Annotated in this window: 7 protein-coding genes; 5 read left to right on the plus strand and 2 right to left on the minus strand. The window is 64.8% G+C overall.

What is annotated here, in order from left to right:
* Positions 1–215: 215 nt before the first annotated feature.
* Positions 216–902 carry a hypothetical protein gene (locus tag GL279_RS13200; protein WP_155065106.1) on the minus strand — a complete coding sequence of 229 codons (687 nt, stop codon included), beginning with the start codon at positions 900–902 and terminating at the stop codon, positions 216–218.
* A gap of 508 nt (positions 903–1410) precedes the next feature.
* Here GL279_RS13200 and GL279_RS13205 point away from each other — a divergent pair.
* The 5 genes from GL279_RS13205 to GL279_RS13225 all read left to right on the plus strand — a co-directional run bounded on the left by GL279_RS13205 (position 1411) and on the right by GL279_RS13225 (position 7735).
* Positions 1411–2715, plus strand: coding sequence for an AAA family ATPase (locus GL279_RS13205; RefSeq protein WP_155065107.1), 1305 nt, complete (start codon positions 1411–1413; stop codon positions 2713–2715).
* Complete coding sequence (locus tag GL279_RS13210) at positions 2712–3839, plus strand: ParB/RepB/Spo0J family partition protein (protein ID WP_155065108.1); 1128 nt, start codon at positions 2712–2714, stop codon at positions 3837–3839. The genes GL279_RS13205 and GL279_RS13210 overlap by 4 nt, the downstream gene beginning before the upstream one ends.
* An 835-nt stretch (positions 3840–4674) precedes the next feature.
* The gene (locus GL279_RS13215) at positions 4675–5664 is read left to right on the plus strand and encodes a glycosyltransferase (RefSeq protein WP_155065109.1); all 990 of its coding nucleotides are present in this window, start codon (positions 4675–4677) and stop codon (positions 5662–5664) included.
* A gap of 56 nt (positions 5665–5720) precedes the next feature.
* Positions 5721–6851, plus strand: a complete 1131-nt coding sequence (glf, locus tag GL279_RS13220; RefSeq protein WP_155065110.1) for a UDP-galactopyranose mutase — start codon at positions 5721–5723, stop codon at positions 6849–6851.
* An 8-nt stretch (positions 6852–6859) separates the two neighbouring features.
* Positions 6860–7735 carry a hypothetical protein gene (locus tag GL279_RS13225; RefSeq protein WP_155065111.1) on the plus strand — a complete coding sequence of 292 codons (876 nt, stop codon included), beginning with the start codon at positions 6860–6862 and terminating at the stop codon, positions 7733–7735.
* On the opposite strand, the gene GL279_RS13230 is transcribed toward GL279_RS13225, so the two are convergent.
* Positions 7705–7809, minus strand: a 105-nt coding sequence (locus GL279_RS13230; protein WP_155064130.1) for a transposase domain-containing protein, incomplete at its 5' end; no start/stop codon positions are given. The two genes, GL279_RS13225 and GL279_RS13230, sit on opposite strands and share 31 nt — an antisense overlap.

Raw genomic sequence — 7809 nt, forward strand, 5'->3', positions numbered from 1 at the left:
TGGGTCATCCCACACCCTCTGATCGCCCCGACGCAGCCGGGCATGGAGCAAAGGCACGTGGGCACCGATGTCCGTGCGACCAAGAGGACGGATCAGCATGGCGCACGACGACAAGGGAACCTTGCTGCACGTCCGCACTTGCCCCCTACCCGCTTGGGCCGCGCCCCGGCATATCCGCAGGAAAACCCCGAAATGCGCCCTACCCGGACAGGCGCTCAGCCGGTCTCGATCCGCACCCGCCCGACCCGCCCATCGCTGCGCAGGACCGCGATACGCAGCCGCGCCAGAAGGTGGCTTTGCACATAAGCAGCATGGAACCGGCTGGGCGCGATCAGCAGCAGGCAATCGCCCTCGACACCCCCTTCGCGCAGCCCGGCAAACCACGCTTCATAGGACAGCCGGTCCTCGGCCTCCAGCAGCGCACAGGCCCTGCCCCAGAGGCCGTCGGCCGGAACCGGCACGGGCGTCGCGCGCGGAAACGGGATCACCTGCGGCCCCGCTTCGGGCGCGCGCGCCTCACCGCCCATCCGGGCCACGAAATCCGGGCCGATATTTTGCCACTCCGGCTTGGTGTCGATCATCAGCCGGTCCAGATCCAGCCCCAGCACCGAAACCCGACCCCGGGCCCCCTGCCGCTTGACCACGATCCAGCCCAGGCCGCGCAGCCGCGCCATGTCGCGCTTGACCGTGCGCTCATCGACGCACCACAGCCGGGCGATCTCGCGCTGGCCCACCGCCAGCTCGTCGCGCTGCCAATTGTAGCGGCTGGTCACCAGCGCCATCAGCCGCAGCACCAACCGCTGCCGGTTCTGGTCGCCCGCCAGCGCATGTGCCATCATCGCTGACAGCACGTCATATTTCTTCGAAGCCGCCTCTCGTCCGACGGGTCGAATCACCTGCATCCCAATCCTGCCTGCCGGTTGGTCCCGGCTGTCCTGCTCTGTTGCGATGGTCGGATCCGGGATCGGCCCTGCCTGTGCCGCGGCCCTTATGGGCTTTTATGCTTCCCGAAACGCTTTTCGCCACCGTCCTCGCATTAGCGTCCTCCTTTCCGATTCTGTCAAGACCGTTGCGTTACCGCGCCCTGCACCGTTCGCCTTCGATCATATGAAAAACGGTATCAATGGTATTGCGGGACATCTAGGCCGTCACCCAATCGGGACCCCATGTCCCCCAATCTGCGCCGCAACTGCCGTGCGCGTCCCCTAATCGCCGGGTGCATTCCCAAGGCCTTGGCCCCGATCACCCCGCAACGGGCCCCGCGCGCCACAACCCCGATTCGCGCAACCCCCGTTGGGTTTTGCTATATTGCGGCAATTCGGCCTCCTCAGTTAACTTGGCTTTTGCGTCAAGCGCAAATCCGGCGTAAAAGGCGAAAGAACAATAATCAACGTCCTCTGAGGCAGACACATGTACAGTCACGAAGACCTGGCCCGCTTACAGGCGCAGTCATTGAAGATGCAGGGCTGGATCCGGCGCCAGACCTTCAGCCCCGACAATGAAAAGTCCCTGCGCCGCTTCTCCAGCTGGGAGGTGGCCGAGCTGATCTTCCGCATCAACCAGTCCACCTTCCGCGGCAAGCTCGCCGCCGACCCGAACCTTCCCCTCGGGGAAGTCGAAGAGGATGGCCGCCAGCGCTGGTTCAGCCTCGATGAGATCAACGAGCTGCGCCGCCGCATCCGCATCAACAAGAAGTCGCTGATGCCGCCACGCCCCGAAGGCAAGCGCGCCTTCCGCGCTGCCATCGCCAACTTCAAGGGCGGCGCCGGCAAGTCAACCGTGGCGCTGCACTTTGCCCACGCCGCCGCGCTGGACGGCTACCGGGTCCTTGTCGTCGATTTCGATCCGCAAGCCACGCTCTCGCACAGCATGGGCCTGACCGATGTCGGTGAGGATCATACTGTCTGGGGTATCATGGCCCGCGATCTGGAGCGCGAGACCGACCGCATGAACGCCGCGACGCGGGGCGCCGAATCCGGCACCGCCTTGCCCCAGCGCAAGCTGCCGGCCTCGATCCGCGACATGGGTCTGGGCACGCTGCGCCCGGCCGATTTCATCAAGCCCACCGCCTGGGCCACCATCGACATCGTGCCGAGCTGCGCCAACGCCGCCTTCGTCGAGTTCGCCAGCGCCCAATACCGGCACCTGAACCCGGAATGGACCTTCTTTGGCGCGGTATCGCGCTTCCTCGACAGCCTGGCCGATGATGCCTATGACCTGATCCTCTTCGATTGCCCGCCGGCCATCGGTTACCAGTCGATGAATGCGGTCTTTGCCGCCGACATGCTCTATATTCCCTCGGGCCCCGGCTATTGGGAATATGACTCGACCACCAGCTTCATCGGTCAGCTGGCCGAGGCGCTTGGCGATCTGTCGCATGGCTTTGAAAACTTCCCCACGGGGAAGATCGCGCTGCCGAAATGCTTTGCCGACATCCGCTTCCTGATGACCCGTTACGAGCCCTCGAACGAGCTGCATCAGGCGATGCTGGCGGCCTTCCGGCAGGTCTTTGGCGATCGTATGGCCGAGCACCCGATCGAGCTGACCCGCGCCGTCGAGCAGTCGGGCCGCTTCCTCAGCTCGATCTATGAGATCGACTATCGCGAGATGACGCGCGGCACCTGGCGGCGCGCGCGGGCCAGTTTCGATCAGGCCTATGAAGAGTTCAAGACCCATGCAGTCGCTGCCTGGGCCAAGCTGGAGGATCAGGCATGAGCCGCAAGCGCCGCGTCTTCGACATCGAAATGCCCGACGAAGCCGCCGAGCCGATCGTCCCCGCGGGGAAGGTCGAACCGGCCGAGCCCGAGGCGCCCGCGCGCGAACAGCGGCGCGGCCCGATGGCCGCCGCCATCACCGAGGCTGCCGAATCGACCCGCGAACGCGCCCGGCTTGAGGCGCAGATCCGCGCCGAAAACGACGCATTGGCTGCCGAGCATGTGCGGCTGAAACGCGACGGGCTGATCACCGACCTGATTCCGCTGGACGCCATCGACACCCGCAAGTTGATCCGTGACCGCGCACCGGGCCCGGATTTCGAGCTGGCCGAGCTGGTCGAATCGATCCGCGATATCGGGCTGTCGAACCCGATCCGGGTCGAGCCGGGCGAGGCGGGCCGCTATGAGCTGATCCAGGGCTGGCGCCGGATTTCGGCCTATCGCCAGCTGCTGGAGGAAACCGGCGACGTCGAGCGCTGGGGCCGGATCCCGGCCGGCATCGCCGCGCGCGGCGATGAGCTGGAGCGGCTGTATCGCCGCATGGTCGATGAGAACATGGTCCGCAAGGACATCTCGTTTGCCGAGATGGCGCAGCTGGCCGTGCATTACGCCATGGACCCGCTGACCGAGGAGAATGACCCCGAAAAGGCCGTGGCGATCCTGTTCCGCTCGGCCGGCTATCAGAAGCGCAGCTATATCCGCTCGTTCATTCCTCTGGTCGAACGGCTGGGCGAGGTGCTGATGTATCCGCACGAGATCCCGCGCGCCCTTGGCCTGTCGCTGGCGGCGCGGCTGGAGGATGTGCCGGGCCTTGTCGGGGCGATCCGCGAGGAGCTGTCGGATTGGGACAGCCGCAGCGTCAAGGATGAGCTGGACGTGCTGCGGCGCATGGCGGGGCAGGGGGCGGGCACCGAACGCACTGCACCGGCGCAGCAGCCTTTGGCCGCGCCCTCGGTGCCCGGCGCCAAGGCCAAGACCACCTTCCAGATCGAGCGGCCGCAGGGGCGCGCGAAATGCACCGCCGCCAATGGCCGGCTGGAGATCCGCCTTGCCCGCGATTTCTCTGCCGTCGATCGCCGGCGGCTGGAGGCGGCAGTGGCAGCGCTGCTGGAGCAGATCGGTTGACCTTCCCCACGGGGAAGTTTTTAATAAGTCATTGAAATAAAATTATTTTATAAACCTTCCCCGTGAGTTTCTCGGGGAAGGTTTCGTTTTGTGGGGGTTGCGGTTGGGACTTGGCGCGTGGCTTTGCTGGCCGTTGGGACCGTTGGGGCCATGCTTTGCCCTCGGGCGGCGTTTGGCGATCGGGCGCGCAGGATCGGCCAAAGACCAGAGGGCCCGCACTGTCGGCATGATGCCGCTTGCGGGCCGGGCTGCGAGGGCAGGGGGCTCTGCGCGGCGCGGTCGGCTTGGCGTCAGAGGCGCGGCCTTCGTTGGGGCGTGGCCGCAACGAGGCAAGGGTGCGGGGCAGGGCGGGGCTGTGGCGGGACATCCTATCCGCTTCGGTGCCTCCGCCGTGCGAGGCATTCCGTTGAGAGCCCAGGTGTCGCAGGAGAGCAGGCCTGTCTGCCGATGTGCCATGCGCGGTGGGTGGCGGCGGTCGTGAGGCTGGATCCCCGGCGGTCAATGGAGCGGGTCGTGACCGGCTGTCAGCCATGCGGGACTTTGCGGAGCCTCGCCTTTATCTTTTCCTCTGCCTTGATCGCGACGCAAAGCCATGTCGCGAAAGCCTGCGGCATGGCCATTCAGAGTGCGATAGCGCCTGGCCTCCAGAGCCTGGCCAAAGCCGCCGAAATGCGCGCCGGCACCGCTGACCCCTCCCAGCCCCAACGCCTTTGCTTCCCGGCGTCGCCCGCCCCGTGGCGGCCATCCGCCCCCGCGTCCGCAGCCCTTGCAGCCCTTGCTTGTTCCCGCCCCCCTGATCCGCTAGGTGTAGCGCCGTCACAGCAGCGAACATGTAATGTCAGCCAACCAACCCTTGCCCGCCACGCATCGTCCGAGCATCGCGGCGCTTGTGGTGACGCATCAGCGGCTGGCGAAATTGCGCGTCACGGTCGAGCGGCTGCTGGCCGAAGAGCTGGATCACGTGCTGGTCTTCGACAATGGCTCGCAAGATGGCACCGGTGACTATCTGGCCGGCATCGACGATCCGCGCCTGCAAGTGGTGCTGCACCCGGACAATCTGGGCGGGGCAGGGGGCTTTGCCCGCGGCATGCGGCAGGTGGCCGAGCAGATCGATCCCGACTGGCTGGTGGTGATGGATGACGATGGCCGGCCCCGGCCCGGCTGCATCGCGCGCTTTCGCGCGGCACTGGCCGCCGGTGAGGTCGCGGGCTGGGACGCGGTGGGCGCCGCCGTGCTGACCCCGGGCGGCTATATCTGCGAGATGAACCGCCCCTATCGCAACCCGTTCTGGCACGGGCCCGAGTTCCTGCGCACCCTGACCGGTGGGCGGCGCGGCTTTCACCTTGAGGATGCCGCCTATGCCGAGGATGCGGCCCCGGTCGCGGTGGACATGAGCTCATTCGTCGGGCTGTTTTTGTCGCGGGCGGCGCTGGCGCGGGCAGGCTATCCCGACGAGCGGCTGTTCATCTATGGCGACGACCAGCTTTATACGCTGCAGATGCGGCGCAAGGGGCTGCGCATCGGCTTTGTGCCGCAGATCCAGTTTGAGCATGACACCGGCTCGATCCAGTCCGGGCGGCTGGTGCTGCGGCCGATGTGGAAAGTGTATTACATGTATCGCAACGCGCTGATCGCCTATCGCGTCGCGGCGGGGCCGTGGTTCTGGCCGCTGTTGCCGGTGCTGGCGGTCAAGTGGCGCCGCCATGCCGACCGCTATGGCGAGGATGGCGCGCGCTATCGCCGCATCCTGCGGCAGGCGTTTCGCGACGGGCTGACGCGGCGGCTGGGGCGGTCGCATCTTGAAATCGTGGCACTGAGCAGATGACAACGGCCGGCACCCGGGCGAAACGGGGGCGACATGGCGCAGGAATGGGGGCAGGTATGGATATCCTATTGGTGGGGGCGGGGCTTTCGGGCGCGGTGATCGGGCGCGCGCTGGCCGAGGCGGGGCACCATTGCCGCATCATCGACAGCCGCGACCATATCGCCGGCAATTGCTATACCCGGCGCGACGATGAGACCGGAGTGATGATGCATGTCTATGGCCCGCATATCTTTCACACCGATGACGAGGGGGTGTGGGATTACGTCAACCGCCACGCCACCTTCATGCCCTATCAGAACCGGGTGAAGACCACCTCGCAGGGCGCGGTCTATTCGCTGCCGATCAACCTTTTGACCATCAATCAGTTCTTTGGTCAGGTGCTGCGCCCCGACGAGGCGCGCGATTTCATCGAGGCCAAGGCCGATACCAGCATCGCCGACCCGCAGAATTTCGAGGAACAGGCGCTGCGTTTCGTCGGGCGCGAGCTTTATGAGGCCTTTTTCAAGGGCTATACCGAAAAACAATGGGGCTGTTCGCCGACGGAATTGCCGGCCTCGATCCTGAAGCGGCTGCCGGTGCGGTTCAATTACGACGACAATTATTTCTTCCACCGCTTTCAGGGCATGCCGCGCGACGGCTATACCGCGATGGTGGAATCTATTCTGGACCATCCCAATATCGAGGTGGCGCTGAATACCGATTACGACCCGGATATGAAGGCCGATCACGTCTTTTGGTCGGGGCCGCTGGACGGGTATTTCGGTTACCGGCTGGGCCGGCTGGGCTATCGCACGCTGGATTTCGACGCCTTTCGTTATGACGGCGATTATCAGGGCTGCGCGGTGATGAATTACGGCGACCGGCAGGTGCCCTATACCCGCATCACCGAGCACAAGCATTTCAGCCCTTGGGAAAGCCATCAGGGCAGCGTCTGCTATCGCGAAGTCTCGCGTGCGGCGGGGCCGGGCGACATTCCCTATTATCCTATCCGGCTGGTCGAGGAAAAATCCCTGCTGGCGCAATATGTCGCGCTGGCCGAAGAAACGCCGGGCGTCACCTTTGTCGGCCGGCTGGGCACCTATCGCTATCTGGACATGGATGTGACCATTCGCGAGGCGCTGGATACGGCGGGGGTGTTTTTGCGCGACAGCGCGCAGATGCCCACCTTCGTGCAAGCGCCTCTGTAGGAGCGGGGATGTTCGGTCTGTTCCGCAAGCCCGGCAAGGAAATCATGACCGGCGAGAATTTCAGCATCGAAACCGCCAATCATCGCCTGCAATATCAGGCAGGCGGTGAAACGCTGATCGTTGCGTTCGACGATGCTGCGCGCTCTGTTGAGACGCCCTTTATCGGCAGGCCGACATGGGGGCAGAAATTCTATCGCAGCGAGGGTCATTCACTTTTGGGCGTCATTGCGCGAAGTAATGACTGGTTCCGCTGTGCAGAGGTCATCCGGGAATTGGAAACCCTATCTAGGTCCGGGTTCTTTGGCAAATTCCGCAAGGTCGTGATGACCGGCTGCTCGATGGGTGGCTTTGCAGCGGGGGCATTTGCGCCGCTGGCGCCGAACTGCACGGTGATTGCGATGAGCCCGCAGGCCACCCGCGACCCGCGGCTGGTGCCATGGGAAAGCCGCTTTCCCAATGGCAAGGTGCAGAATTGGAACTTGCCTTATGGAAACGCCTTCGCGGGCATCAGGTCGGCAGGTCTCGCCTATGTGTTCTTCGATTCATTGAATAGGCAGGATCTGAAGCATGCCAGAATTCTGGCGGCCGCGGCGCCGGTAGTGCTGATGCCCGTTCCCGCCGGTGGCCATGGTGTGCCGCCGATGCTGTCGCAGTTGGGAAAGCTGGGCGACGTGACGCGCGCCGCAATCGACGGCACCCTGTCTCGGGAGACCTTTCTACGCGACATGCGCGAACGCAAGCAGACGGCGCGTTATTACCGAATTCTTGCCCGCGAGGCGCTGTATCGTGGGCGCAATGGCGCCGCGATCCAGGTTTGCGATGCCGGGATCAGGGTAAGCGCGACGACGAGGCCCTATGCAGCGAGGCTTGACGCTTGGTCGTAGCACCAGGGCATGAGGTCCTCGATGCGGGATCTGGGGTGTCCGTCGAGGATGGCCCGGAGGGTATCGGCGAGGTA

Origin of the sequence: Paracoccus limosus (genome assembly GCF_009711185.1) — a bacterium.
Lineage (GTDB): Bacteria > Pseudomonadota > Alphaproteobacteria > Rhodobacterales > Rhodobacteraceae > Paracoccus > Paracoccus limosus.